The sequence below is a fragment of the Pseudomonas putida genome, from assembly GCF_002906855.1.
Classification (GTDB): domain Bacteria; phylum Pseudomonadota; class Gammaproteobacteria; order Pseudomonadales; family Pseudomonadaceae; genus Aquipseudomonas; species Aquipseudomonas putida_N.
On sequence record NZ_MINI01000028.1, the window covers coordinates 1,890,185 to 1,913,935 of the forward strand.

21 protein-coding genes and 2 pseudogenes are annotated in these 23,751 nt (G+C 64.0%); 8 read left to right on the forward strand and 15 right to left on the reverse strand.

Features of this window, described 5'->3' with window-relative positions; all coding sequences use genetic code 11:
• On the reverse strand, nt 1-1,374 hold the full coding sequence (gene ppnN, locus BGP85_RS09200) for a nucleotide 5'-monophosphate nucleosidase PpnN (RefSeq protein ID WP_060513345.1): 1,374 nt from the start codon (nt 1,372-1,374) through the stop codon (nt 1-3).
• Nucleotides 1,375-1,437: 63 nt separating this feature from the next.
• Nucleotides 1,438-2,499, reverse strand: a complete 1,062-nt coding sequence (locus BGP85_RS09205; RefSeq protein WP_103446872.1) for a YeiH family protein — start codon at nt 2,497-2,499, stop codon at nt 1,438-1,440.
• A 111-nt stretch (nt 2,500-2,610) separates the two neighbouring features.
• On the opposite strand from BGP85_RS09205, the gene BGP85_RS09210 reads away from it, so the two are divergent.
• The gene (locus BGP85_RS09210) at nt 2,611-3,501 is read left to right on the forward strand and encodes a LysR family transcriptional regulator (RefSeq protein WP_103446873.1); all 891 of its coding nucleotides are present in this window, start codon (nt 2,611-2,613) and stop codon (nt 3,499-3,501) included.
• A 38-nt stretch (nt 3,502-3,539) separates the two neighbouring features.
• Here BGP85_RS09210 and BGP85_RS09215 read toward each other — a convergent pair whose 3' ends face one another.
• The 3 genes from BGP85_RS09215 to BGP85_RS09225 form a co-directional block, all read right to left on the reverse strand.
• Nucleotides 3,540-4,694 (reverse strand): HBL/NHE enterotoxin family protein, encoded by a 1,155-nt coding sequence (locus BGP85_RS09215; RefSeq protein ID WP_103446874.1) that lies wholly within the window; start codon nt 4,692-4,694, stop codon nt 3,540-3,542.
• 307 nt (nt 4,695-5,001) lie between these two features.
• The gene (pncB, locus tag BGP85_RS09220; protein WP_103446875.1) at nt 5,002-6,201 is read right to left on the reverse strand and encodes a nicotinate phosphoribosyltransferase; all 1,200 of its coding nucleotides are present in this window, start codon (nt 6,199-6,201) and stop codon (nt 5,002-5,004) included.
• Nucleotides 6,198-6,848: a nicotinamidase gene (locus BGP85_RS09225; protein WP_103446876.1), complete on the reverse strand. Its 651-nt coding sequence runs from the start codon at nt 6,846-6,848 to the stop codon at nt 6,198-6,200. The genes pncB and BGP85_RS09225 overlap by 4 nt, the downstream gene beginning before the upstream one ends.
• Before the next feature lie 137 nt (nt 6,849-6,985).
• Here BGP85_RS09225 and BGP85_RS09230 point away from each other — a divergent pair, with 137 nt between their 5' ends.
• Nucleotides 6,986-7,690: an NrtR DNA-binding winged helix domain-containing protein gene (locus tag BGP85_RS09230; protein ID WP_103446877.1), complete on the forward strand. Its 705-nt coding sequence runs from the start codon at nt 6,986-6,988 to the stop codon at nt 7,688-7,690.
• Between the two features lie 52 nt (nt 7,691-7,742).
• On the opposite strand, the gene BGP85_RS09235 is transcribed toward BGP85_RS09230, so the two are convergent.
• Nucleotides 7,743-8,672, reverse strand: a complete 930-nt coding sequence (locus BGP85_RS09235; RefSeq protein ID WP_103446878.1) for a DMT family transporter — start codon at nt 8,670-8,672, stop codon at nt 7,743-7,745.
• A gap of 295 nt (nt 8,673-8,967) precedes the next feature.
• On the reverse strand, nt 8,968-9,561 hold the full coding sequence (locus BGP85_RS09240) for a helix-turn-helix domain-containing protein (protein WP_103446879.1): 594 nt from the start codon (nt 9,559-9,561) through the stop codon (nt 8,968-8,970).
• 347 nt (nt 9,562-9,908) lie between these two features.
• Between BGP85_RS09240 and glnT the strand changes: the two genes are divergently transcribed.
• The 6 genes and pseudogenes from glnT to BGP85_RS09270 form a co-directional block, all read left to right on the forward strand.
• Entirely contained in the window at nt 9,909-11,243 is a 1,335-nt protein-coding gene (glnT, locus tag BGP85_RS09245) for a type III glutamate--ammonia ligase (protein WP_103446880.1), read from the forward strand.
• A gap of 66 nt (nt 11,244-11,309) precedes the next feature.
• On the forward strand, nt 11,310-12,215 hold the full coding sequence (locus BGP85_RS09250; protein WP_103446881.1) for a class II glutamine amidotransferase: 906 nt from the start codon (nt 11,310-11,312) through the stop codon (nt 12,213-12,215).
• A gap of 26 nt (nt 12,216-12,241) precedes the next feature.
• Entirely contained in the window at nt 12,242-12,916 is a 675-nt protein-coding gene (locus tag BGP85_RS09255) for a GltB/FmdC/FwdC-like GXGXG domain-containing protein (RefSeq protein ID WP_103446882.1), read from the forward strand.
• A 15-nt stretch (nt 12,917-12,931) separates the two neighbouring features.
• A complete protein-coding gene (locus BGP85_RS09260; RefSeq protein WP_103446883.1) occupies nt 12,932-14,257 on the forward strand; it encodes an FMN-binding glutamate synthase family protein in 1,326 nt (441 codons plus the stop codon).
• Between the two features lie 61 nt (nt 14,258-14,318).
• Nucleotides 14,319-15,377: pseudogene (locus tag BGP85_RS09265) on the forward strand (ammonium transporter); the annotation flags it as partial.
• Nucleotides 15,371-15,733 (forward strand): annotated as a pseudogene (locus tag BGP85_RS09270) (LysE family translocator); the annotation flags it as partial. The pseudogenes BGP85_RS09265 and BGP85_RS09270, both read left to right, overlap by 7 nt.
• A 41-nt stretch (nt 15,734-15,774) precedes the next feature.
• Here the strand turns inward: BGP85_RS09270 and BGP85_RS09275 are convergent.
• From BGP85_RS09275 to BGP85_RS09310, 8 genes are all read right to left on the reverse strand, one after another.
• A complete protein-coding gene (locus tag BGP85_RS09275; protein ID WP_103446885.1) occupies nt 15,775-17,940 on the reverse strand; it encodes a GAF domain-containing hybrid sensor histidine kinase/response regulator in 2,166 nt (721 codons plus the stop codon).
• A gap of 85 nt (nt 17,941-18,025) precedes the next feature.
• Entirely contained in the window at nt 18,026-18,589 is a 564-nt protein-coding gene (locus tag BGP85_RS09280; RefSeq protein ID WP_103446886.1) for an NUDIX hydrolase, read from the reverse strand.
• 20 nt (nt 18,590-18,609) lie between these two features.
• On the reverse strand, nt 18,610-19,356 hold the full coding sequence (locus tag BGP85_RS09285) for a GntR family transcriptional regulator (RefSeq protein WP_027918582.1): 747 nt from the start codon (nt 19,354-19,356) through the stop codon (nt 18,610-18,612).
• An 88-nt stretch (nt 19,357-19,444) separates the two neighbouring features.
• Nucleotides 19,445-19,834, reverse strand: coding sequence for a carboxymuconolactone decarboxylase family protein (locus BGP85_RS09290; RefSeq protein WP_023535056.1), 390 nt, complete (start codon nt 19,832-19,834; stop codon nt 19,445-19,447).
• 121 nt (nt 19,835-19,955) lie between these two features.
• Nucleotides 19,956-20,441: a flavin reductase family protein gene (locus BGP85_RS09295; protein ID WP_060513325.1), complete on the reverse strand. Its 486-nt coding sequence runs from the start codon at nt 20,439-20,441 to the stop codon at nt 19,956-19,958.
• A gap of 13 nt (nt 20,442-20,454) precedes the next feature.
• On the reverse strand, nt 20,455-21,936 hold the full coding sequence (locus BGP85_RS09300; RefSeq protein ID WP_103446887.1) for an aldehyde dehydrogenase: 1,482 nt from the start codon (nt 21,934-21,936) through the stop codon (nt 20,455-20,457).
• The gene (locus BGP85_RS09305) at nt 21,933-22,766 is read right to left on the reverse strand and encodes an alpha/beta fold hydrolase (RefSeq protein ID WP_103446888.1); all 834 of its coding nucleotides are present in this window, start codon (nt 22,764-22,766) and stop codon (nt 21,933-21,935) included. The genes BGP85_RS09300 and BGP85_RS09305 overlap by 4 nt, the downstream gene beginning before the upstream one ends.
• Nucleotides 22,767-22,834: 68 nt before the next feature.
• Entirely contained in the window at nt 22,835-23,431 is a 597-nt protein-coding gene (locus BGP85_RS09310; RefSeq protein ID WP_003256068.1) for an amino acid synthesis family protein, read from the reverse strand.
• Nucleotides 23,432-23,751 lie beyond the last annotated feature (320 nt).

A 23,751-nucleotide genomic window follows, 5' to 3' on the forward strand; every position in this document is an offset into this window, starting at 1 on the left:
TCAGGTCACAACCTGATAGCAAGGCACATACGCTGCGCCACCTGGCAATTTCATCCGGTGCTGGTCGACAAACGCCTGCAACAGGCGCCCCAGCGGCTCCAGCACCGCCGCATCACCGCGGATCTGATACGGCCCGTGCTCCTCGATCAGCCGGATCCCCTTGTCCTTCACGTTGCCCGCGACGATCCCGGAAAACGCCCGGCGCAAATTGGCTGCCAGTTCATGTGCTGGCAAATCGCGGCGCAAGGCCAGTTCGGCCATGTTGGCGTGGGTCGGGTCGAACGGGTGCTGGAAGCCGCCGTCGATCTTCAGCAGCCAGTTGAAGTGGAAGGCGTCGTTGCGCTCGCGGCGGAACTGCTTGACCTCCTTGAGCCCCTCGACCATGTGCCGGGCCACTTCGGCCGGGTCATCGATGATGATCTGGTAGTGGCGCTGCGCCGCTTCGCCAAGGGTAGCGCCGACGAACGCATGCAGCTGCTGCAGGAACGGTTCGGCGCTGCGCGGCCCGGTGAGCACCACCGGGAAGGGCAGGGCCTGGTTGTCCGGGTGCATGAGGATGCCGAGCAGATAGAGGAATTCCTCGGCAGTACCGGCGCCGCCGGGGAAGATGATGATGCCGTGGCCGACACGGACGAAGGCCTCCAGACGCTTCTCGATGTCTGGCAGGATCACCAGTTCGTTGACGATCGGGTTCGGCGCCTCGGCGGCGATGATGCCCGGTTCGGTCAGGCCCAGGTAGCGGCTGCCGTGCATGCGCTGCTTGGCATGGGCAATGGTCGCGCCCTTCATCGGGCCCTTCATCACGCCTGGGCCGCAGCCGGTGCAGATGTCCAGCTTGCGCAGGCCCAGTTCGTGGCCGACCTTCTTGGTGTACTGGTACTCCTCGCTGCTGATCGAGTGGCCGCCCCAGCACACCACCATCTTCGGCTCCACGCCAGGGCGCAGGGTGCGGGCGTTGCGCAGCAGGTGGAAGACATAGTCGGTGATGCCCTGGGAGCTTTCCAGGTCGATGCGCTGGCTGGCCAGCTCGCTTTCGGTGTAGACGATGTCGCGCAGGGCGCTGAACAGCATCTCGCGGGTGCTGGCGATCATTTCGCCATCGACGAAGGCGTCGGCTGGAGCGTTAAGCAGCTCCAGGCGCACGCCGCGGTCTTGCTGGTGAATGCGGACTTCGAAGTCCTTGTACGCCTCGAGAATGGTCTTGGCGTTGTCGACATGGGCGCCGGTATTGAGAATGGCCAGGGCGCACTGGCGGAACAAGGTGTAGAGGCTACCGGTACCGACTTCACTCAGTTGCTGGACTTCACGTTGCGACAGCGTCTCCAGGCTGCCTTTGGGGCTGACGGATGCATTGATGACATGGCGTTGAGGCATCTAAGTCGTTCCTGTGCAGGTAAAAACATCCTTGCAAGACAACACCATACCGATCCTTGCACGTCAACCTAAAAGGCGTTGCACACCCAGAGTGATCGCCATGCCGCCACCCACCAGCCACAGGTTGAGGATCGCCCCGGTGATCAGCGCCTTGGGCCCGGCCTGGCGGATCTGGCCCCAGCGGGTTTCCATGCCCAGCGCTGTCATGGCCATGGTCAGGGCGAAGGTGTCCAGGCTATTGATCGTCTGGGTCACGCTACCTGGCAGCACCTGCAGCGAGTTCACCAGCACCAGGGCGAGGAAGCCGAAGGCGAACCAGGGCATGGCGATGCGGCCATTGCCTTGGGCCTGGCCCGGCTGGCGCGAACGGCTGATCCACAGGCCGACCACCAGCAGCACCGGCACCAGCAGCATCACCCGGGTCATCTTGACGATGGTGGCAATGTGCGTGGCTTCGGGGCTGACGTTGCTGGCCGCGCCCACCACCTGCGCCACTTCGTGAATGGTACCGCCGAGGAACAGGCCGGCACCCATCGTGTCCAGGGGCAGCCAGCCGGCATTGATCGCCAGCGGGTAGAGGAACATCGACAGGGTGCCGAACAGCACCACGCTGCCCACCGCCATGGCGCTCTTGTGCGGGGCGCTGCGCAGCGCCGATTCGAAGGCCAGCACGGCGGCGGCGCCACAGATCGCACTGCCGGCCGCGGTGAGCAGGGCGGTGTCGCGGTCCAGCTTGAACAGCTTGGTGCCACACCACAGGCCGATCAGCAAGGTGCTGGTCACCACCAGCAGCGATACGGTCAAACCGGACCAGCCGACTTCGGCGATCTCCTGCAGGCTTACGCGCAGGCCGAAGAAGGCCACGGCGATGCGCAGCAGGCCGCGGGCCGAGAAGTTGATACCGGCCGCCCAGCTAGCCGGCACGCCATCGCGCAAGGCGTTGCCATACAAGGCACCGGCGACGATACCGACGATCAGCGGGCTGATGCCCAGGCTGGCGATGGCGGGCAGGGCTGCCAGCTGGGTGACGGCAAGGGCGAACAGCGCGACGAACAGGATGCCGTTGAGCCGCCCTCGGGTAGAGAGGGTAGGCGCCAACGCAGGGTTGGAAGTTGCCGTGGCCATGTGAGTCCTCCGGGAAAGTGTTTCGACATGGCTTACGTTAATCTGGTTATAAGCTTATAAAAAATCGTAATTTAGGATGGCAAATATCCGTTTAGCTGATACTTTGAATGGATGACCCCAGAACAGCTGATAACCTTCGCCACCGTAGCCGAGCACGGCAACATCAGCCATGCGGCCCTGGCCCTGCATCTGTCGCAACCGGCGGTGTCCGGCCAGCTCAAGTTGCTGCAGGAGGACTTTGGCGAGCCCCTGTACCAGCGTGCCGGCCGTGGCGTGCGCCTGACGGCGGCTGGCGAGCAACTGCTGGCCCATGCCCAGCGCCTGCGGGACACGTTTCGCCAGGCCCAGGCCTTGTGCGAGGCCATGCGCGGCCTGGAGCGCGGCACCTTGCGCATCGGCGCCAGTACCACGCCGGCCAGCTACCTGTTGCCGTACCTGATCGCCGATTTCCATGGCCGTTATCCGGAGGTACTGGTGAGCACGTCCCACGGCAATACGGCGGAAATCGTCGCAGCGCTGGACAGCGTCGATATCGCCCTGATCGAAGGCCCGCCCGGGCAGGAGCTGCCACTGGGTACTGAAGTGACGGCGTGGCGCGAGGACGAGATCGTGGCCATCGTGCCGCGCGGCCATCCATTGGCGGGTGCTGAGCAGCAAGGCTTGCAGGCGTTGGGGGCTTACCCGTTGGTGCTGCGTGAGGGGGGCTCGGGGGTGCGCCAGATCGTCGAGCGGGCATTTGCCCGGCATGGCGTGACCATGCGCGTGGCGCTGGAGATCGCCGGGGTGGAAGGGGTGAAGGAGGCGGTGCGGGCCGGGATGGGGATTGGCTTTGTGTCGGCCATGTCGATCCGCCATGAAGATGGTGTGTTGCAGCAACTGAGAATTGCGCCTGAACCGTTGGTGCGGCGGTTTTCCATCCTCTTGCCCCATGCCGCCACGCCGTCGCGGGCGGCTGCGCGGTTCTTGGAACTGTGCCTGGGTCCAGTGACCGAGGCCACGTAACCCGCCCCTGCTGCCGGCAGCAGGGGCGGGCAAGCGGGCTACTGGATGTTGGCCTTGGCCGGTGTGGCCTGGTTGTACTTGATCGACGCTACGCTGTTGCACAGCCCGACCAGTGTCTGCCAGTCCTGGTTGGCCAGGTTCAGGTTGCGCTGCAGCTCGGGCAGGTTGAGGGTGTCGACATTGCCCTTGCACTGGTTGAGGTCGGTCAGAACCGTATTCAGTTCACCTTCAAGTTCTTCCCACACCTTCAATAGCAGGCCGATCAGCGAACCCGCAGCCTGGGACAGTTCGATCAGCTTGTTCAGTTGATCATTCAGTGCCGCCAGGCTGGCGGATTGCTGGGTCACTGCGTTCATGCGCGAAGTATCGGCTTCGATCTCGCTGCGCAGGGTCTTGATCTTGATCTCGGCGGCGACCATGGTCGCGATCCCCGCCGCTGCGCCGACGATGCCGAAGGCCAGGCCGAACCCGAGGCTGAAGATCGCAATGACAGCGCCGGCGAAGAACGCCACACCAGCACCAATGGCCGAAGCCGTTTCCACCACTTGCCAGGTCTTGATCTGCTTGCGCATTTCTTCGATCTTGGCCTGATACTGCTTGACCTGATCGCGGTTGACCTGCTGCTGCTGGGTGGAGTCGCTGACAGCCTTGGACAGTATCTGGCTGTCCTGGATCAGGTTGTTGGAGTAGTCGGTGATCGACTGGTGCACCGACACGGCGCTTTGGCTGAACGCGCGAAGTTGCGAAATCAGCCCGTTGAACTGCTGTTTGAGCGCGTTGATGGCCTGGGTATTGCCTGGGTCGTTCTGAAGTACGCCGATCAGCGAGTTGATCGTCGACATGCTGACGTTGAAGGCAATGCCATAGCCGGCAATGGCGTTAGGGATGCTGACCAGGTTCGCGGAAATCCCGTACCAGGCGTTGGCGTGGATCTGGGCGTTGCTGAATGCAGTCTGGAACGTACTGTACCAGGTGGGAGCAGGGGTGATGGTCGGCAGTTGGGTGTTGCTGATGCCGAGCACGTAGGCCATCACATCGTTGTTGGCATTGAAGGCATCTGCCAGTTGCTGATCGATAGGCAGGTCGTTGGACGCCCGCAGTGCCGCGGGGACGCTGCCGAGTGCGGCGATGCTGACGACGTTCGACAGGGGGTTGAGGGTGAACGGGAAAAACTGTTTCTTCAGTGCATCCATGACACTTCTCCTTGAACAGTGACCGATCGACCGGTGCTGATTGTCGGGGCGTTGTGTGTGAGGCAGTTTCCTTTCGCAGGCGCGGGCGCGCCTGCAATCCACTATGCAGAGGCCCGAAGAGGCTTGGATAGCGAACTCATTTAAGCAGTGCCAAGGCGCACGGCAAGGTGCTATCAGCTGTGTTTTTCGCTCTCGAATGGTGAGCGAAAAAGCACAAGCAGACAGAACAGCGCCTTAGCTTCGATGCAGGCAATGGGTAAGCAAAACGGTGCTTTTTCGACGCGTCCATGTGCCTGCCCAGGCGGGGTCAATTCACCTTGAATACATGCTTCATGTAGGCCACGAAGTTCTCGTCCCGACATTGGGTCTTGCCTGGGCTGTCGGAGATTTTTGCCACGGGCGCGCCATTGCAGTCGGTCATCTTGATCACGATGTTCATCGGCTCCACCCCTGGGATGTCGCAAGTCAGCCGGGTACCAATACCGAAACTCACGTTGATCCGCTTGTGCAACGCCCGGTACAGGCCCAGTGCCTTGGCGAAATCCAGGCCGTCGGAGAAGATCAGCGTCTTGCCCTTCGGGTCGATCCCCAGCCGTTCATAGTGGGCGATGGCTTTTTCCGCCCATACCAGTGGGTCCCCTGAGTCGTGGCGCAGGCCGTCGAACAGCTTGGCGAAGTACAGGTCGAAATCACCCAGGAAGGCGTCCATGGTGATGCAGTCGGTCAAGGCGATGCCCAGCAAGCCACGGTACTCGCGCACCCAGCCTTCCAGCGCGGCGGCCTGGCTGTCGACCAGCCGTGGGCCGAGTTGCTGGTGCGCCATGAACCATTCGTGGGCCATGGTGCCGAGCGGCTTGAGTTCGAGTTCGCGTGCCAGGTGCACGTTGCTGGTGCCGACGAAGCGGCCTGGGAAGTCGTGCTTGAGCAGGTACACCACTTCTTCCTGCACCCGGTAGGAAAACCGCCGCCGCGTACCGAAGTCGGCCAGCTGGAAACCGGCCAGCTCGTCGGCACTGGCCTCGGCCTTGAGCCAGTCCATTTTCTGGTAAAGGCGCTCGCCCACCTGTTCGATCACCACGTCGCGATAGCGGTAGCGGTTGCGCACCTCGCTGATGATCGCCAGCAACGGGATCTCATAGAGGATCACATGCAGCCAAGGCCCACGCACGCGGATTGCCAGCTGCCCGGCGGCGTCCAGGCCGACCTGCACATAGCGCAGGTTGAAGCGGAACAGGCTGAGAAAGCGGATGAAGTCCGGCTTGAGGAACGGGATCTTTTCCAGGTAGGCCAGCTGGTCGTGGGTGACGGTAACTTCGCTCAGCTGCTCGATCTGGTAGCGGATCTCTGCCAGGTAAGGGGAGAGGTCTTCATTGTTGCGGCAGCGGAATTCCCACTCCACCTCGGCGTTGGGGTAGTTGTGCAGCACCGCCTGCATCATGGTGATCTTGTAGAAGTCAGTGTCCAGCAGGTTCTGGATGATCCGTGGGCCGAAAACGCTTTCGCTCATGGGCGGTCTTCCTTGATCAGAGAAAGCTGGTAGTCGAGTGCGGATTCATCGCCACACAGGATCACGCCTTCGGCGGCCAGCGCACCGCAGGCGCTGATGGCACCTTCCTGGGTCAGGGCTCGGCAGGCCGGCAGGTACAGCAGTACCTGGAAGCCGGCCTGGCGCAATTGCCGGGCGGTCGTCTTGACGCAGTAATCCAGGGCCAAGCCGCCGACGATCACGGCGCCGACCTGTTGCACCTTGAGAAATTCGATGACCCCGGTGGAACGGCGCTCGGCGAGATCGTGGTAGCAGGCGCCGTAAGGGTGCAGGTCGGGTTCGACGCCTTTCCAGACGAAGTAGTCGTAGTCGATCGGGGCGGGCAGGCCGGGCAGCAGTTCGAAGCCGGGGGTACCGGGTACGCAGTGGCTGACCCAGGTCAGGTCGGCATTGGCCAGGGTCAGTGGCTGCAGCATCTGGCCGGGTTCGGCCACCACCCAGGTCGCGTTGGCCGGGTGGGCGTCCTTGCTACCCAGGCGCAGGTCGGCGCGCAGGGCCATGGCGTTGAGGTCTGGGGCGATCTCGTTGCCTTCCGGCACCGGTAGCTCCTGAGGGGCGTTGGCGGTGAAGCCGTTCTGCGCGTCGACATCGAAACTGGCGATCTTCATGGAGGGTCTCCTCGCTGGAATGGCTATATAATTCACCTGGTGTAATAAGTGCGTCAAGTGGCAATTTCTACGGGCTTGTGGGTTGCCATACTTAGAGGCTCTGGTGGATTATTGTGTCGATGAACAAGGAGTCTCCGGTGAGTACAGTCGAAGTCCTGGCCAGTGTCGATATCGTCGCCCTGCGCCTGGCCCCTGATGCCCAGCATCTGCAAGTGTTGTTGCACCGTCGTGAGCGCGAGCCCCATGTCGGCCAGTGGGCCTTGCCCGGCGTGATCGTCAATGGCCGCACCCCGGATACCAGCCTGGAGGGCGCTGCCGAACGCGCCCTGCGCGAGAAAGCCTTGGTGCAGCCGCGCTACCTCGAACAGGTGGGTACCGAAGGCAACGCCTTCCGCGACCCGCGTGGGTGGTCGTTGAGTACCTTCTACCTGGCATTGCTCGACCCGCAGCAGCAGATTGAAGGAGAGCAGCTGGCGTTTTTCGACCTCGACAGCGTGATTGACCGCAAGGTGCTGCTGCCGTTTGACCATAACCTGCTGGTCGAGCGTGCGCGCGAGCGGTTGGCTTCGAAGACGGTGTACAGCAGCCTGCCGCTGTACCTGCTGGCGCAGAAGTTCACCGTGCTCGATGCGCTGGGGGCGGTGCAGGCGTGCCTGGGGCAGTCGGTTAACAACACCTCGCTGCGCAAGCGCCTGGAGCGCTTGCGCGAGCTGGGGTGGGTGAGGGACACCGGGGAGAAGAACCAGCCCAGGCTGGGCCGGCCGCAGCAGTTGTATCAGTACACGCCGCAGGGGGAGCGGGTATTCATGTTCGACCGGAGCCTTCTCCCCGAAGGCACTTGAGCGACGTTTTGTCTGTGGGCGCGGCTCCCACAGTCGCTCGCGTTCAATCAGGTCAATGCGCGCAGCGGCTGGTATCGCCTTGCTCGGCCGGTGCCTTGCGCGCCGCTGCCAGAATGGTCGCCAGCACGATCAGTGCAGCACCGGCAGCCATGCGCAGCGTTGGCTGGTCACCAAACAACCACCACGCCCCGATAATCGCGTACACCGGCTCTAGCGCGATGATCATGCCGGCAGTCCGCGCTTCCAGCCCTTCCAGGCTCTTGACGAACAGGAACTGCGACAGCCCGGTGCAGAACACCCCCAGCAGTGCCAGGTTGATCCAGTCATTGCTGCCCAGGCTGGTGTTGCCCAGGTGGGTGAAGGCGAACGGCGCCACCAGCGCGGCAACCACCACGTTCTGCCAGAAGGCCACTTGCATGGCGTTCATGTTCGACTGGTTGCGGCGGTTGGTCACGGTCAACAGGGCGAACGCCAGGCCTGAACCCAGGCCCCAGAGCAGGCCCACGGTCCCTTTGTCGAGCAAATCGAAGGTTGGCACTACCAGCACCAGGCCTGCGGTCACCATCAACAGCAGCAAACCTTGGACGGCACCGATGCGCTGGCCGAACACGCCGCGCTCGATCATGGCGATGAAGGCCGGGAAGCTGGCAAAGCCCAGGGTGGCCACGGCCACGCCGCCAACTTTGACGGCGATGAAGAAGGTCACCCAGTGGGTCGCCAGCAGGGCGCCGGTCAGGCCCAGCACCGGCAGGTTGCGCAGGGTCAGCGCATCGAGCAGGCGGGTGCCCTTGAGCCCGGCGACGAAGCCCAGGGCGATGAAGGCGAAGGTGGCGCGGCCGAAGGTGATGATGCTGGCGTCGGCGTCGATCAGGTGACCGAGGATACCGGTCAGGCCGAACAGCACAGCGGCGATGTGGGCAACGCACAGGGCGTTACGGTGGCCGGTGGCAGCACCGGCTACGGGGATTGAAGTCGCGATCATGGCAGTCAAGTCTTCACAATGTGGCGCGCGCAAACACTCCCGATTGGCGCGGCGCAGGTCTCTAATACTGGGGGTTTTATCGTTATGAGCCCGGACGAACTGCCCGGTGCAAAAAGGCGCCACAGCGTTGGAATTGTGAAGCGAGGCTGTTTTACTCGCGAATACCACACCGATCAGCCCACGGCGCGGGGCTGGTCGATGTGTGTATTATTTTTATAGACACGGTTTGGAAGCCGATTGCTGGCGACGTGTGCTTGTCTGATCGCGACATCGACTGTTGCCTTGTAGCGCCTTGTTATTCCTCACCGTAATTCATGATCGACAGCAGGCGGATCGGCACCTGTACCAGCTGCTCAGGGCCGTGCGGGGTTTCGCCATCGAAGGTCAGGCTGTCGCCGGCCTGCATGCGATAGAGCTGGTTGCCGTGGCGATAGACCAGTTCCCCCTCCAGCAGATGGAGAAACTCGGTGCCTGGGTGGGCGAAGGTCGGGAATTCCTCGCTGGCGTCGTCCATGGTCACCATGTACGCCTCGAAGTTCTTCTTCGGCCCCCTGGCGTGATTGAGCAAATGGTAGGTATGGCCCTTCTCGGTGCCGCGGCGCACCACCTCCAGCCCTTCACCGGCCTTGACCAGCAAGGCATTGCCATCAGGCTGGTCGTACTGGCTGAACAGCTTGGCCATCGGCATGCCCAGCACATCGCACAGGCGGCTGAGGGTATCGAGGCTGGTTGACACCTGAGCGTTCTCGATCTTGCTCAGCATGCCCTGGCTGATGCCGGCGATGCGCGCCACATCGGCGAGCTTGAGCGACTGGGCCTGGCGCTGGCGCTTGATCTGCAGGCCCAGGTACTGCTCCAGGCGAAGGCGCGGTTCGGTTTCGGTTGGCATCGAATGTCCTGCACGGTTTCAGTTCAAGAATAAAGATTTCGCACTGGGAAAGTGCGAAAGGCAGCTGCGTTGGCTGCTTCTTTCCTCAGGTGAAAACAAGTTTCCCATAAATGGAGAAGAAAAACCCGGCTGAGTCTTGTGCTGCCTGTGCCGGCCTCTTCGCGGGGCAAGCCCGCTCCTACAGGGGTACGCGTCTCTGGTAGGAGCGGGCTTGCCCCGCGAAGAGGCCGGCACTGGCCACACAACGCCATCACCCTTGAGCAGAGTTGGCAAGTACATTGCATTCCTGTGAGGAAAGTAAGTTTCCCATACGGAATTAGTGCCCCTCACCCAGGAGTGATCAACCCATGTTGCCAGCAGAAACCCAGCGCACCCTCGACCAGTACGGTATCAAGTACGTGTTGGCGCAGTTCGTCGATATCCACGGTTCGGCGAAGACCAAGTCGGTGCCGGTATCGGGCCTCAAGATGGTGGCTGAGGAGGGCGCCGGCTTTGCCGGGTTCGCCATCTGCGGCATGGGCATGGAGCCCCATGGCCCGGATTTCATGGCCCGTGGCGACCTCTCCACGCTGATCCCGGTGCCTTGGCAGCCGGGCTATGGGCGGGTGGTGTGCGTAGGTCATGTCAACGGCCAGCCCTGGCCCTACGACAGCCGTTACGTCTTGCAGCAGCAGGTGCAGCGCCTGGCCGACAAGGGCTGGACCCTGAACACCGGCCTTGAGCCCGAGTTCAGCCTGTTCCGCCGTGACGAAAGCGGCAAGCTGCAGCTGGTGGACGCCTCCGACAACCTCGACAAGCCATGCTACGACTACAAGGGCCTGTCGCGCTCGCGGCTGTTCCTCGAACGCCTCACCGAGGCCCTGCAGCCGGTCGGCTTCGACATCTACCAGATCGACCACGAAGACGCCAACGGCCAGTTCGAGATCAACTACACCTATAGCGACGCCATGGAGTCGGCTGACCGTTTCACCTTCTTCCGCATGGCCGCCGGCGAGATCGCCAACGACTTGGGCATGATCTGCTCGTTCATGCCCAAGCCCGACCCCAAGCGTGCCGGCAACGGCATGCACTTCCACCTGTCGCTGGCCAGCAGCAGCAACAAGAACCTGTTCCACGACCCCTCCGACAGCAGCGGCATGGGCCTGTCGAAACTGGCCTACCACTTCGCCGCCGGCTTGCTGGCCCACGGCCCAGCGCTGTGTGCCTTCGCCGCACCCACGGTCAACTCCTACAAGCGCCTGGTGGTCGGCCGCTCGCTGTCCGGCGCCACCTGGGCGCCGGCCTTCGTCGCCTATGGCGCCAACAACCGTTCGGCCATGGTGCGCATCCCCTATGGCCGCCTGGAGTTCCGCCTGCCGGACGCCGGCTGCAACCCGTACCTCGTCACCGCCGCGATCATCGCCGCCGGCCTCGATGGCATCGACCGCCAGCTCGAGCCGGGCGAGATGTGCAACGAGAACCTCTACAACCTGAGCCTGGAAGCGATCGCCGCACGCGGCATCAAGACCTTGCCGCAGTCGCTCAAGGAAGCCGCCGATGCGCTGGAGGCCGACCCGCTGTTTCGCGAGGTGCTCGGTGCCGAGATCGTCGACGAGTTCATCAAGCTCAAGCGCATGGAATGGGTGGAGTACTGCCGCCATGTCTCCGACTGGGAAATCCAGCGTTACACCGAATTCTTCTGACCGCCAACCCTATCCCTGGGTGGCGGCAATAGCAGCGGCTACCCACTGCCTAGAAGGAGTATCACCATGTGTGGAATCGTAGGTCTGTACCTGAAAAAGCCAGAGCTGGAAGCCCAGCTCGGCAAGCTCTTCGAACCCATGCTCGAAGCCATGACCGACCGTGGCCCGGACAGCGCCGGCTTCGCCATCTACGGTGACGAAGTGGCCGATGGCTGGGTCAAGCTGACCCTGCAGGCGACGGACATCAACTACCCCTGGGCGGCCCTGATGGGCCAGCTGGAAGGGTGCCTGGGCTGCTCGCTGGACTGGTTCCAGAACGCCAGCGCGGCGGTACTCAAGGCGCACACCAGCGAGACGGCAGCCCGCCAAGCCCTGAGCGAACTGGCCCCTGAGGTGCGCATCATGAGCGCCGGGCAGAGCATCGAGATCCTCAAGGGCATGGGCCTTCCGGCGGAAATCTCCAGCCGCTTCGGCCTGGCCGGCATGAAGGGCAGCCACATCATTGGCCATACCCGCATGGCCACCGAAAGCGCCGTGACCATGGAAGGCAGCCACCCGTTTTCCACCGGTGCCGACCTGTGCCTGGTGCACAACGGCTCGCTGTCCAACCACTTCCGCCTGCGCCAGGTACTCAAGCGCGAAGGCATCAGCTTCGAGACCGACAACGACACCGAGGTGGCGGCCGGCTACCTGACCTGGCGCCTGCAGCAGGGCGACACCCTGGCCCAGGCCCTGGATGGCGCGCTGCAAGACCTGGACGGTTTCTTCACCTTCGCCATCGGCACCCGCAACGGCTTTGCCGTGATCCGCGACCCGATTGCTTGCAAGCCGGCCGTGCTTGCCGAGACCGACGACTACGTGGCCATGGCCTCCGAATACCAGGCCCTGGCCAGCCTGCCGGGCATCGACAAGGCCAAGGTCTGGGAGCCGGCGCCGGCCACCTTGTACGTCTGGGAACGCGAAAGCGCCTGACCCCCACCGAATCACTGGAGACATTCATGAAGACGATCGACCTTTCCAGCGCCTCGGTGCGCGTACTCAACCAGTCCCTGCACGATGACGTGCCGGACCTCGAATGGCGGGTGACCCACCCCGACGGCAAGCACAACCTGGCCGTAGGCATCAACGCGGCCGTGTCGGTGGATATTGAAGGCCATGCCGGCTACTACTGCGCAGGGATGAACCAGCAGGCCAGCGTCACCGTGCACGGCAACGTCGGTGTGGGCGTGGCCGAGAACATGATGTCCGGCTCGGTGCGGGTCAAGGGCAGCGCCTCCCAGGCCGCTGGCGCCACCGCCCATGGTGGGTTGCTGGTGATCGAGGGTGATGCTGGAGCGCGTTGCGGCATCTCGATGAAGGGCGTGGACATCGTGGTTGGCGGCAGCATCGGCCACATGAGCTGCTTCATGGGCCAGGCCGGGCGCCTGGTGGTGTGTGGCGATGCCGGTGATGCCTTGGGCGATTCGCTGTACGAGGTGCGCATCTACGTCAAGGGTACGGTGCAGTCGCTGGGTTCGGACTGCATCGAGAAAGAGATGCGCGCCGAGCACCTGCAAGAGCTGCAGGACTTGCTGAACAAGGCGGGGCTGGAGCACAAGGCCGCCGATTTCAAGCGCTACGGCTCGGCCCGCCAGCTGTACAACTTCAAAGTCGACAACGCCAGCGCGTACTGATCCAGGAGCATTCCCATGAGCGAGCAATTCCCCCCGGTACTGCGTGAATCGGCCACCTTCGATCGCCTGACCATCCAGGAAATCCAGCGTGCTGCCGAAACCGGCATCTATGACATCCGCGGCGGCGGCACCAAGCGCCGCGTGCCACACTTCGACGACTTGTTGCTGCTGGGCGCCAGCGTTTCGCGCTACCCGCTGGAAGGCTACCGCGAAAAGTGCGGTACCGACGTGGTGCTGGGCAACCGCTTCGCGAAGAAGCCGATCCACCTGAAGATCCCGGTGACCATTGCCGGCATGAGCTTCGGCGCGCTGTCGGCCAACGCCAAGGAGGCCCTGGGCCGTGGCGCGACCATTGCCGGCACCAGCACCACCACGGGTGACGGCGGCATGACCCCGGAAGAGCGCGGCCAGTCGCAGCACCTGGTGTACCAGTACCTGCCGTCGCGCTACGGCATGAACCCCGATGACCTGCGCAAGGCCGACGCCATCGAGATCGTCCTTGGCCAGGGCGCCAAGCCCGGCGGTGGCGGCATGCTGCTGGGCATGAAGGTCACCGAGCGCGTCGCCGGCATGCGCACCTTGCCGATCGGCGTCGACCAGCGCAGCGCCTGCCGCCACCCGGACTGGACCGGCCCGGACGACCTGGCGATCAAGATTGCCGAGATCCGCGAGATCACTGACTGGGAAAAGCCGATCTACGTGAAGATCGGCGCCAGCCGCCCGTACTACGACGTCAAGCTGGCGGTGAAGGCCGGTGCCGACGTGATCGTGCTCGACGGCATGCAGGGCGGCACCGCAGCCACCCAGGAAGTGTTCATCGAGCATGTCGGTATCCCGATCCTGCCGGCCATTCCACAGGCGGTACAGGCGCTGCAGGAGATGGGCATGCACCGCAAGGTGCAACTGATCGTCTCCGGTGGCATCCGCAACGGTGCCGACGTGGCCAAGGCCATGGCCCTGGGCGCCGACGCAGTGGCCATCGGCACGGCGGCGCTGATCGCCCTGGGCGACAACCACCCGCGGCTGGACGGCGAGCTGAAGAAGATCGGCTCGTCTGCCGGCTTCTACGACGACTGGCAGAACGGCCGCGACCCGGCCGGCATCACCACCCAGGACCCGGAACTGGCCAAGCGCCTGAACCCGGAAGAGGCCGGCCGGCGCCTGGCCAACTACCTGCGGGTGCTGGTGCTGGAAGCGCAGACCATGGCCCGTGCCTGCGGCAAGTCGCACCTGCACAACCTCGACCCCGAGGACCTGGTAGCGCTCACTGTCGAGGCCGCCGCCATGGCCAGGGTGCCACTGGCCGGCACCGCCTGGGTACCGGGCCAGGCCCAGTACTGATCCAACATCTGGGGCCGCTTTGCGGCCCCGAATGCATCCCCATTCGCACAGGAGTGACCCCATGAAGCTTGCCCTGGCTGTCGTGCTGTTTGCGTTGACGCCGTTGGCCCAAGCCGCCGAACCGACCCTGGACACCGGCAACACCGCCTGGATGATCTGCGCCGCGATGTTCGTGCTGATGATGTGCATCCCGGGCCTGGCGCTGTTCTATGGCGGCATGGTGCGGGCGAAGAACTTCCTTTCGGTATTCACCCAGCTGTTTGCCGTGGCCGGGGTGATCGGCATCCTCTGGGTGCTGTTCGGCTACAGCCTGGTGGTGGACACCACCGGCATGGTCGAAGGGCAGCTGACCTTCAACAGCTTCATCGGCGGGCTGGACAAGGCGCTGATGCTGAACATCGGCCACGACAGCCTGGTGGGCAGCATCCCGGAAGGGGTGTTCGCGACGTTTCAGCTGACCTTCGCCATCATCACCCCGGCTCTGATTGCCGGTGGTTTTGCCGAGCGCATGAAGTTCAGCGCCTCGTTGCTGTTCATGGCGGCCTGGTTCGTCCTGGTGTACGCGCCGATCGCCCATATGGTGTGGGGCGGGCCGGGGGCGCTGATGGTCAACTGGGGTGTGCTGGACTTTGCCGGTGGCACCGCCGTGCATATCAACTCCGGTGTGGCAGCGCTGGCGGCGGCGTTGATGCTGGGCAAGCGCAAGGGCTACCCGCAGACGGCCATGCCGCCGCATAACCTCGGCTTCACCCTGGTAGGCGCGGGGCTGCTGTGGGTTGGCTGGTTCGGCTTCAACGTCGGCTCCGGGCTTGCGGCCAACGAAGGGGCTGGGGTGGTGATGCTGGCGACCATGGTGGCGGCGTGTGCCGGGATTGTCGGCTGGTTGCTGACCGAGAAGCTCATGCATGGTCGGCCCACCGCGTTGGGTGCCGCCTCAGGGGCTTTGGCCGGATTGGTGGGGATCACCCCGGCCTGTGCGTTTGTCGGGCCGTTGGGTGCTGTGGTCATTGGGCTGCTGACCGGGGCGATCTGCTTCTTTGCCGTGACCCGGCTCAAGCAGGCGTTGGGGTATGACGACAGCCTCGATGTGTTCGGGCTGCATGGGGTGGGCGCGGCGGTAACCTGGTGCTGAGCCCGTCGTTGCCTTCGGCCGGGCAGGGCGGGGCCGGGGAGTCAGGCTCGCGCTGGGCATTGAAAGGCTTTTGCGTGAGTGGGCTGAACCCCAAGGTATTCCTGCTGTTCCTGGCCTTGCTGCCGCAATTCACTGACCCACAGTCGAGCTGGCCGGTGCCGTTGCAGATCTTGTTGCTGGGCCTGGTGCACCTGTGCAGCTCGCTGGTGATCTATTCGCTGGTCGGCTTCGGCGCCAAGGCTGTGCTGAGCACCCGGCCTGGGGCGGCAAAGCTGGTCGGACGGGTGTCGGGGGTGGCGATGATCAGCGTAGCCCTGGGTTTGATCGCCGGGCAGATTCACTGACTTCAGCGCTTACCTTCGACGCAGATGTGGCGGTTGTGGCTTTACACGCCTAGCACTTTGCCAAGCAGCTGACACACCTGTTCGGCCGAGTAGGGTTTGGCCAGGAAGGCAAACCCTTGGTGCCCGCCTTCGGCAATCGCTTCGCTGTAGCCAGAGGTGAGGATTACCGGCAATTGCGGTCGCTGGCGGCGCAACTGCCTGGCCAGTGCCAAGCCGCCCATGCCTGGCATGACCACATCGGAAAACACGGCATCGAAGCCTTCGGGCGAGTTGGCAAGCTGCACCAGGGCATCTTCGGCCGAGCTGGCCCAACGGATCTGGTAGCCGTGGTCTTCAAGGATTTGCGCGGTAAAGCTGCCCACATCGGGATTGTCCTCGACCACCAGGATGCGCCGCCGCTCGCCCCTGGGTTGAGGCCCGTTGTGCGGGTCGCTGACAGGTGCGCCGCTGGCCGGTGTCGGCTCTTGTGGCAGGTACAAGGTGAAACGGGTGCCCTGGCCCTGGACGCTATCGACCTTGACGTCGCCATCGGACTGCTTGGCAAAGCCAAATACCTGGGACAAGCCCAGCCCGGTGCCTTCACCCGGCGCCTTTGTGGTGAAGAACGGATCGAAGATGCGCTCCAGCAACTCGGGGGCGATGCCGACGCCACTGTCACTCACCGAAATGGCCGCGAACAGCCCGTCGTGGCCGGGCATGTGCTGATCGGCCTGCAGGCACAGGCGCAGGGTGCCTTCACCGGCCATGGCGTCGCGGCCGTTGAGCATCAGGTTGATCACTGCGGTTTCCAGCTGGCTGAGGTCGGCGCGGATATGGCAGGGCGATGCCGGCAGTTGCAGCTCGACGTGGATGCGTGCGCCGGTGGCCGTGTCGAGCATGTCGGCCATCGCCTCCAGCCGTGACCCGGCCTCGAACACTTGCGGGCTCAGCGCCTGGCGACGGGCGAAGGCGAGCAGCTGGCCGGTCAGCTTGGCGCCGCGGTCGACGGTGTCGGACATGGTCTTGAGGTAACGTTCGCGGCGCTGTTCGTCGAGGTTGGGGCGCTGCAGGAAGTGCAGCGACGAGCGGATGATGGTCAGCAGGTTGTTGAAGTCGTGGGCCACGCCGCCGGTCAGCTGGCCGATGGCTTCGAGCTTTTGCGTCTGGTGCAGCACCGCCTCGGTGTGCAGCAGCTGCGCGGTACGCTCTTCGACCCGGTGTTCCAGGGTGGCGTTGAGCGCTTCCAGGGCGGCCATTGCCTCGCGCACTTCGGCGTGGGCCTGGATGCGCTGAATATGCGCCCAGGAGCGTTCGGTGACTTCGCTGATCAGTGCCTGCTCGTAGAGCGTCCAGGTCCGTGGCTGGCGGTCATGGATGGCCATCAGCGCTGTCAGCCGCCCATTCTTGATCAGCGGCATGCAGACGGTGGCGGTGATGCCGATGGCCTGGAAGGTGGCCGCCTCTTCGGCGGCCAGTTCCCTGAGGTTGTCGTTGATCACGAAGGGCAGGCCGGCGCGCAGGCGGCTGACGGCCAGGCAGCCGAAATCGGCCAGGCGGTATTGCCCGAGCAGGCGCGGCGAGCCCGGTGCGACCCAATCGCCGCAGATGGTGAAGCCGTCTTCGTCCGCTTCCATCACCGCATAGGCGCAACTCGACAGTTCCAGGTGCTCCACGAGCATGCGCGTGGTGATCGCCATGATGTGGTCCGGGTCGGTGGCATTGGCCACGGCGCCGCCCAGGTTGTCGAGAAAATTCAGGCGCTGGTTGGTGACCACGCTGGCGGTGGTTTCGGTGACCGTGTCGAGCATCCCCAGCACACGGCCATCCTCACCGCGGATGGGGCTGTAGCAGAAGGTGAAATAGGCCTTTTCCGGGCTGCCGCAGCGGTCGATCAGCAGGGGGAAGTCCTCGATGAACACCGCCTCGCCAGCGAGTGCCCGCGCGGCCATGCCACCGATCTCGTGCCAGGCTTCTTGCCATACCACACTGAAGGGGCTGCCCAGGGCCAGCGGTTTGTCGCCGAGGATCCGGGCGAAGGCGTCGTTGTGCAGGGTGATCAGCTCTGGGCCCCAGAGCACGGCCTGGGGAAAGCGCGAGTCAAGGCACAGGGCAACGCTGGTCCTGAGTGTTTCAGGCCATTGGCCGAGCGGCCCCAGGGGGGTGGCAGCCCAGTCGTGGTTGCGAATGCGCTCGGCCATCAGCCCGCCGCCGTCTAGCCAGTTTGCCATGTGCAGTGCTGGTCCGTTTGTTTGAGATCTCTAGATTGCACCGAGAATAGACGGTTGGCGAGTGGCTTGCGGCGCCGACGGTGCCTCAGCGCATGAAATGCACCTTGCCGGTGTCGTCATTGCCCATGTAGATGCCATAGACCCCGGCCTGCCGTTCGAGGATGTAGCGCTCGAGAATCTGCCGGATTGCCGGGTAATAGATCTCGTCCCAGGGGATCTCGTCAGGTTCGAAGAACTTGTACGCCAACGTTTCCGGCCCGTACTGCCCGGTCTCTTCGGTGGCGATGGCGCGGAAGATGATGTACACCTCGCTGATTTTCGGCACGCTGAAGATCGAGTAGGGCGAGACGATGTCGGCGCGTACGCCGCTTTCTTCCCAGACCTCGCGCAGGGCCGCCTGCTCGGTGGTCTCGCCGGCTTCCATGAACCCGGCCGGCAAGGTCCAGGTGCCGGGGCGTGGCGGGATGGCGCGCTGGCACAATAGATACTTGCCGTCACGCTCGATGATGCAACCCGCGATGATCTTCGGGTTGATGTAGTGGATATAGCCGCAGCCAGTACAGTGCAGGCGTTCGTGGGTGTCGCCTGCGGGAACGCCCCGGGCCAGTTCCGTGGTGCAATGCGGGCAGTAGCGCGGGGCGTTGGGCATGTCAGCGGCCTATACAGGTCTTATATACGTGGATCCTTCAGGGCCAAGGGTTCGACCATGTCGCGTACCTTGGTGTTGTCGTCCTGCTTCTGGCGCAGGTAGTCCAGGGCAACTTTGGCAGCGGCGCGGACGTGGTCGACCGAGGCCTGATGGGCAACCAGTGGGTCGCCGCCCTTGATCGCCTCGACGATCTTTTCCATTTCACGGTTGCTGGCGCCGCGGCGGTTTTCCTGCGACACCGAGGTGGCGCGCAGGTAGCTGATGCGTGCCTGCAGCTGGCGCAGCTGCTGGGCGGCGACCTGGTTGCCGGAGCCTTCCAGGAGCACGTCGTAGAAGCCCTGCACCGAGTCCAGCACCTGCTGCAGTTCGCCCTCTTCGAGGGCTTCGCGGTTGACCTCGAGCGCGCGCTCCAGGGCACGGATGTCCTTGGCCTTGGCATTGAGGGTGAACAGCTGCACGATCAGGCCTTCGAGCACGCAACGCAGCTCGTAGATGTCGCGGGCGTCTTCCAGGGTGATGATGGCCACGCGTGGGCCCTTGGCGTCGGCGAACTCCACCAGGCCTTCGGACTCCAGGTGGCGCAGGGCCTCACGCACCGAGGTGCGGCTGACGCCGAGGCGGTCGCAGAGGTCGCGCTCGACCAGGCGGTCGCCGGGCAGCAGGTGGAAGTTCATGATCGCGCCGCGCAGCTTGTCGAGCACGATTTCGCGCAGGGTAACGGGGTTGCGGTTGACCTTGAAGCTGTCGTCGAGTGGCTGGCGTTTCATCAGGTGCGCTCTTTATGAGGCTGTTGCGCCAACATCACGGAGCCCCCTGAACCGAGGCACTCCTTGCAGTGGTTCGAACAGCCCGTTGTTAACGGGTTGACTCCGCATCGGCTTCGGCGAACGCCTCGCGGGCCAGGCGGAAGCTGTCCACCGCCGCGGGCACGCCGCAATAAATGCCGACCTGGAGCAGGATCTCGCGAATCTGTTCACGGCTCAGGCCATTACGCAATGCGCCGCGAATGTGCAGCTTGAGCTCGTGGGGCCGGTTGAGCGCGGAAATCATGGCCAAGTTTATCATGCTGCGCTCTTTCAGCGAGAGGCCTTCGCGGCCCCAGACGTGGCCCCAGCAGTACTCGGTGACCAGCTCCTGCAGCGGCTGGGTGAATGCGTCGGCGTTCTGGATCGAGCGGTTGACGTAATCCTCGCCCAGTACCTGGGTGCGGATCTGCAGGCCTTTCTCGTACTTTTCGTTGCTCATGCGCAGTACTCCGGAATAAAACAGGGGCCGCAACCGAGGGTGAGACGATTAGCGCGGCCCCTGGAAAACAGGGACATCGGTGGTGGCTTCTTCGCGGGGCAAGCCAACACCGACTTCAAAGTCAGCCCAGGGGTGGCAGGGCACCCAGCTTGCCTTTGTGGTAGACCATCGGCGTCACCGGCTCGGCCGGCAGCACCAGGTTCTTCACCGCGCCGACGATGATCGCGTGGTCACCGCCGTCGTATTCGCGCCACAGTTCACACTCGATGATCGCCGTGGCCTTGGTCAGCAGCGGGTTGCCCAGCTCGCTGAGCTGCCACTCGACGCCCTTGGCCTTGTCCTTGCCCTTGCCGGCGAAGGCATAGGCCTCGGCGGTCTGGTCGGCGGACAGCAGGTGAATGGCGAACTGCTTGCTGTCACGCAGGATCGGGTAGGTGTCCGATGCGTAGTTGGGGCAGAACAGCACCAGCGCCGGCTCGATCGACAGCGCGCTGAACGCGCTGGCGGTGATGCCGACGATGCCGCCGTCGGCGTCCAGGGTGGTGACCACGGTGACGCCGGACGGGAACGAGCCCATCACGTCTTTGTAGATGCCAGGTTCGATCATCTCGTGCTACCTCTTAGCGCATCACAAACGGGTCGGGCATCGGCGCGGTGGACAGGTTGATCCACACGGTCTTCAGCTCGGTATAGGCCAGCACCGAATCGATGCCGCTCTCGCGGCCGTAGCCGCTGTTCTTGAAGCCGCCGATCGGTGCCATGGCCGACACTGCGCGGTAGGTGTTGACCCAGATGATCCCCGAACGCACGTCGCGGGCCAGGCGATGGGCACGGCCCAGGTCGCGGGTCCAGATGCCGGCGGCAAGGCCGAACTGCGAGTCGTTGGCGATGGCCAGGGCCTCTTCCTCGGTCTTGAAGCGGATCACTGCGGCGACCGGGCCGAACACCTCTTCCTGCATGATGGTCATCGAGTTGCTGTCGCACTCGAACAGGGTCGGCTCGTAGAACCAGCCGTCACCCTCGACCTCGGCACGCTTGCCGCCCATGTGCAGCTTGGCGCCTTCGGCCTTGGCCGCAGCGACCAGGCCTTCGACCACGGCAAGCTGCTGTGCGGTGGCCATCGGGCCCATTTCGCTGGCGTCGTCCTGCGGGTTGCCGATGCGGATGCGCTTGGCACGGGCGATCAGGCGCTGGACGAATTCGTCGAAGATCTCGTCCTGCACCAGCAGGCGCGAGCCGGCCACGCAGCTCTGCCCGGAGGCGGCATAGATGCCGGCCACGGCGCCGTTGATGGCGCTGTCCAGATCGGCGTCGGCGAAGATGATGTTCGGCGACTTGCCGCCCAGCTCCAGCGACAGCTTGGCGAAGTTCTCGGCACTGCTGCGCACCACGTGGCGGGCAGTAGCGGCGCCGCCGGTGAAGGCGATCTTGCGCACCAGCGGGTGGCGGGTCAGCGCCGCGCCGGTGCTTGGGCCGTAGCCGGTAACCACGTTGACCACGCCCGCCGGGAAGCCGGCTTCCAGGGCCAGGCGGGCCAGCTCGAGGATGGTTGCCGAGGCGTGCTCGGAGGGCTTGATCACGATGGTGTTGCCGGCAGCCAGGGCCGGGGCCAGCTTGATCGCGGTCAGGTACAGCGGGCTGTTCCACGGGATGATCGCGGCGACCACGCCGATCGGCTCGTGCACGGTGTAGGCGAACAGGTCTGGCTTGTCGAGGGGCAGGGTGCCGCCTTCGAGCTTGTCGGCCAGGCCCGCGGTGTAGTGGAAGAACTCCGGCAGGTAGCCTACCTGGCCGCGGGTTTCGCGGATCAGCTTGCCGTTGTCACGGCTTTCCAGCTGGGCCAGGTGTTCCTTGTTCTCGGCGATCAGGTCACCCAGACGACGCAGCAGCTTGCCGCGTGCGGTGGCGGTGATGCTGCGCCATGCCTTGCTGTCGAAGGCACGCTGGGCGGCCTGTACGGCCAGCTCGACATCGGCTTCGTCGGCGTCGGGCAGCTGCGCCCAGGCCTGGGCGGTGGCCGGGTTGAGGCTGTCGAAGGTCTTGCCGCTCTGGGCATCGAGCCACTGGCCGTCGATGCACATCTGGAAACGAACGAGGGTCATGCAACAATCCCCTTGGCGGATTCGGTGAGGGTGCGGGCTTGGGCGAGGAAGTCCAGCAGCATCTTGTTGACTTCACGCGGGGCTTCCACGGGCATCATATGCCGTTGCTCGGCGAGGACCACGCTTTGCGCACCAGGAATGCTGGCAGCGAGCTGGCGGGTCATGGCCGGGGTGGAGCCCGAGTCGAGTTCGCCGGTGGCGATCAGCGTCGGCACCTGGATGGTGCCCAGGTCACTGGCGCGGTACATGTCCTGGGTGGCGAACAGCGAATAGGTAGTGTGGTAGCCCTGCGGGTCGTTGTTCGCCAATACCTGGCGAATGGCGGCGACCTGCGCCGGGTTGGCAGCCTTGTATTCACGGCTGAACCAGCGGTCGAGGGCGGCGTCGACGTTGGCGTCGGGGCCGAGCTCCGCAGCCTGGGCGGCGCGGGCGATGACGCCGGCACTCTGCTCGGGGGTGCGGTTGAACACGCTGTTGAGTACCACCAGCGCCGCCAGACGCTGCGGGTAATTGAGGGCGAATGCACGGGCGACCAGGCCACCCATGGAGAAGCCGATCACGGTGGCTTGTTGAACCTGCAGGTGGTCGAGCAGCTCGGCGAGCTGGGCGGCGTAGCCTTCCAGCCCGGTGTCGGCAGCCGGCAAGGCGCTCTGGCCGTGGCCGAGCATGTCGTAGGTGATGACGCGGTAGTCATTGGCCAGGCCAACGATCTGCCCGCCCCACATTTCCTTGTTCAGGCCCACGCCGTGGATCAGTACCACGGGTTGGCCCTGGCCGACGGACAGGTAGCTGGTGCCGGCAGGTGTGCGTTCAGCGACAGGCTGAATCATGGAGGGCGCTCCTTGAAGGTCGGGCGCGGCGGGTAAGCACGCCACGCCCCGGCCCGTCTTGGTTGTTGTTATTGAGCGTTGGCTTTTTCTGCAGCCAGTTCTTCCAGGTCGATGTAGCGGTTGCCGATGCGCGGGTGCAGGCGGCCGCCGTCGGCAGCGCCCAGGACCACGACGATTTCATCGGCGCGCGGGGCGTCTTCGATCTGCATTTCCAGGGTGATGTAGTGCGAACGCAGACCTTCGTCGTCCTTCTGCATCATCGGGATCTGGATCGAGGTGCCTGGGCCGCCGCGCTTGTTGGTGAAGCTCAGGTAGCTCTTGGCCTGTACCGCTTCGCGGTAGTGGTTGCCGAAGCGCAGGGTGTGGATCACTGCCGAGGCGTGTTCGATTTCGCCATCGGCGCCGACCACTGCAGCCTTACCGTAGGCCTCGATCTTGTCGGCACCGCCGATGGCTGCGGTCAGGCGCTCGACCATCAGGGCACCCAGCTCCGAGCAGTTGGCGCGGATTTCCGGCTTGAGATCTTCAACGAAACCGCGACCGGCCCATGGGTTCTTGATCACGACGGCCAGGCCGACCATGGTCACCGGCTTGTCGGTGGCCTTGCCGCCTTCGATGCGGGTCTCTTCGGAGTAGGTGACGATCTTGCGGATTTCGAAACTCATGGGTGGCTCCTGGTGAGGGTTATCAGCTCTTGTTGTCTGATGGTATACCATAATATTTGTTGTGCAAGAGGTGGCTTGAAATTTCTCTTGCGGGGGGACGAAAGGTGGCCTGATCCCTTGAATTCAGGGGTGTCTGCACTGGCCTCTTCGCGGGACAAGCCCGCTCCTACAGGGACTGCTCAACCTTCAAGGTTTACATCACACCTGTGGGAGCGGGTTTACCCGCGAAGAGGCCGGTACAGGCTAAAAAAAGCCCGCTCACGCGGGCTTCGGGGGCCCACGGGAGCGGGCGCGTCCCGCAATGTCTCAGGCAATGGGAA

What these genes read in the sequence shown, in the direction of transcription:
- ppnN (WP_060513345.1), bottom strand. Translation starts at nt 1,374, where the DNA reads ATGCCTCAACGCCATGTCATCAATGCATCCGTCAGCCCCAAAGGCAGC.
- BGP85_RS09205 (WP_103446872.1), bottom strand. Translation starts at nt 2,499, where the DNA reads ATGGCCACGGCAACTTCCAACCCTGCGTTGGCGCCTACCCTCTCTACC.
- BGP85_RS09210 (WP_103446873.1), top strand. Translation starts at nt 2,611, where the DNA reads ATGACCCCAGAACAGCTGATAACCTTCGCCACCGTAGCCGAGCACGGC.
- BGP85_RS09215 (WP_103446874.1), bottom strand. Translation starts at nt 4,694, where the DNA reads ATGGATGCACTGAAGAAACAGTTTTTCCCGTTCACCCTCAACCCCCTG.
- pncB (WP_103446875.1), bottom strand. Translation starts at nt 6,201, where the DNA reads ATGAGCGAAAGCGTTTTCGGCCCACGGATCATCCAGAACCTGCTGGAC.
- BGP85_RS09225 (WP_103446876.1), bottom strand. Translation starts at nt 6,848, where the DNA reads ATGAAGATCGCCAGTTTCGATGTCGACGCGCAGAACGGCTTCACCGCC.
- BGP85_RS09235 (WP_103446878.1), bottom strand. Translation starts at nt 8,672, where the DNA reads ATGATCGCGACTTCAATCCCCGTAGCCGGTGCTGCCACCGGCCACCGT.
- BGP85_RS09240 (WP_103446879.1), bottom strand. Translation starts at nt 9,561, where the DNA reads ATGCCAACCGAAACCGAACCGCGCCTTCGCCTGGAGCAGTACCTGGGC.
- glnT (WP_103446880.1), top strand. Translation starts at nt 9,909, where the DNA reads ATGTTGCCAGCAGAAACCCAGCGCACCCTCGACCAGTACGGTATCAAG.
- BGP85_RS09250 (WP_103446881.1), top strand. Translation starts at nt 11,310, where the DNA reads ATGTGTGGAATCGTAGGTCTGTACCTGAAAAAGCCAGAGCTGGAAGCC.
- BGP85_RS09255 (WP_103446882.1), top strand. Translation starts at nt 12,242, where the DNA reads ATGAAGACGATCGACCTTTCCAGCGCCTCGGTGCGCGTACTCAACCAG.
- BGP85_RS09260 (WP_103446883.1), top strand. Translation starts at nt 12,932, where the DNA reads ATGAGCGAGCAATTCCCCCCGGTACTGCGTGAATCGGCCACCTTCGAT.
- BGP85_RS09275 (WP_103446885.1), bottom strand. Translation starts at nt 17,940, where the DNA reads ATGGCAAACTGGCTAGACGGCGGCGGGCTGATGGCCGAGCGCATTCGC.
- BGP85_RS09280 (WP_103446886.1), bottom strand. Translation starts at nt 18,589, where the DNA reads ATGCCCAACGCCCCGCGCTACTGCCCGCATTGCACCACGGAACTGGCC.
- BGP85_RS09285 (WP_027918582.1), bottom strand. Translation starts at nt 19,356, where the DNA reads ATGAAACGCCAGCCACTCGACGACAGCTTCAAGGTCAACCGCAACCCC.
- BGP85_RS09290 (WP_023535056.1), bottom strand. Translation starts at nt 19,834, where the DNA reads ATGAGCAACGAAAAGTACGAGAAAGGCCTGCAGATCCGCACCCAGGTA.
- BGP85_RS09295 (WP_060513325.1), bottom strand. Translation starts at nt 20,441, where the DNA reads ATGATCGAACCTGGCATCTACAAAGACGTGATGGGCTCGTTCCCGTCC.
- BGP85_RS09300 (WP_103446887.1), bottom strand. Translation starts at nt 21,936, where the DNA reads ATGACCCTCGTTCGTTTCCAGATGTGCATCGACGGCCAGTGGCTCGAT.
- BGP85_RS09305 (WP_103446888.1), bottom strand. Translation starts at nt 22,766, where the DNA reads ATGATTCAGCCTGTCGCTGAACGCACACCTGCCGGCACCAGCTACCTG.
- BGP85_RS09310 (WP_003256068.1), bottom strand. Translation starts at nt 23,431, where the DNA reads ATGAGTTTCGAAATCCGCAAGATCGTCACCTACTCCGAAGAGACCCGC.